Source organism: Streptomyces sp. NPDC060209, assembly GCF_042728155.1.
Lineage (GTDB): Bacteria > Actinomycetota > Actinomycetes > Streptomycetales > Streptomycetaceae > Streptomyces.
Map to the genome: position 1 here is coordinate 1 of NZ_JBHWZS010000573.1, position 1564 is coordinate 1564.

1 protein-coding gene is annotated in these 1564 nt (G+C 71.5%); it reads right to left on the reverse strand.

Going from position 1 to position 1564, the window contains the following annotated elements; genetic code table 11:
* Positions 1–48: 48 nt before the first annotated feature.
* The gene (locus ACFWFI_RS42640) at positions 49–1467 is read right to left on the reverse strand and encodes an AI-2E family transporter (protein ID WP_387401346.1); all 1419 of its coding nucleotides are present in this window, start codon (positions 1465–1467) and stop codon (positions 49–51) included.
* Between the last annotated feature and the right edge of the window lie 97 nt (positions 1468–1564).

A 1564-nucleotide genomic window follows, 5' to 3' on the forward strand; every position in this document is an offset into this window, starting at 1 on the left:
GACCGGGGCACGGTCCGGCTGCCTCCCCGGCACCCGTGCCGCCTCGTTCTACCGCTTCCTGCCGTCCGGCGAGCCGGTCCCCGCCTCGTCGCCGCGGACGTCCGCGGGCGCGGGACCCGGGCCGTCGGCGGGGAGGGGCCGGGCGCCGGGCGGTTCCGTCGGCGGCACGGCCGAGAGCGCCGTGGCGCCGTGCGGCCCCGGCCCTTCGAGCACGGCCGGGTCCTGTCCGTACGAGCGCAGATAGCCGACCACCGTATTGGTCACCGCGACCAGGGGTACGGCGACGACCGCGCCGCCGATGCCGGCGATCATGCCACCCGCGGCGACCGAGAGCACCACGGCCAGCGGGTGGACGCGTACGGCGCGGCCGAGGATGAAGGGCTGCAGGATGTGGCCCTCGATCTGCTGCACGGCGAGCACCACGATCAGCACCATCAGGGCGGTGAACACGCCCTGGGTGACGAGTGCGACGACCACGGCGAGGGCACCCGAGACCACGGCGCCGACCAGTGGGATGAAGGCGAAGAGGAAGATGAAGACGGCGAGGGGAACCGCCATCGGCACATCGAGGAAGTAGATCCCGAGCCCGATGAAGATCGCGTCGATCAGGGCCACGATCACCGTGCCCCGCACATAGGCGGTCAGCGTCCGCCAGGCACGCGGCCCGGCGCCCGCGACGCCCGGCCGGGCCTGGGACGGCACGAGCTTGAGCACCCACTGCCAGATGCGCTTCCCGTCGTACAGCAGGAAGAGCGTCGAGAACATCGCCAGCAGCAGCCCGGTGAGGAACTCCACCATCACGGTGACGCCCTGGAGCCCGGCGGAGGTGATCTCCTCGGTGTTCGTGCCGATGGTGTCGCTGAGGTTCTTCGCGATGTCGTTGATCTGCGACTCGGTGACATGGAACGGACTGTCCAGGAGCCAGAGCTTCAACTCGTCGATGCCGTCACGGACCCGGTCCGAGAGGGTGTCCAGATTGTCCATCACCTGCCAGACGACGAACCAGCCGACCAGGCCCATGACGACGAAGCCGAGCACCGCCGTGACCGCGGTGGCCAGACCGCGCGGCAGCCCGAGCCGCTTCAGCCGTACGACGGTCGGCTGGAGCATCGCGGTCACCAGCAGAGCGGCGACGAAGGCGAGGACGACCAGCTGCACGGCGCTGATGACCCGCATGAGCACCCAGAGCGTGCCGGCGAGGACCAGCAGCCGCCAGCCCGCCTCGGCGGCGACGCGCATCCCCCAGGGGATCGCGGCCACCGGGTCCGGTCTGGCGGCCACCGAGGGGGCGTAGGCGGGCGGGCGCGGCACCTGTTCGGCGGCGACGGTGGAGAGCGTCGACGAGGAGACGCTCACGGCGTCCGCGTCGGCGCGACGCTCGTCCTCGGCGCGGCGTTCTTCCAGGCGCGCCCCGATCTCGGTGAGTTCGGCGCCCAGCCGGCCGAGCCACCCCGGAAGTTTCGACATGGATTTTTTCCTTCCCCCATACGCTCCACGCACGCCCCCGGAGCTGTCCGGACGACCGTACACGCGAGATGCCCCGCACCGTAGGACGGTGCGGGGC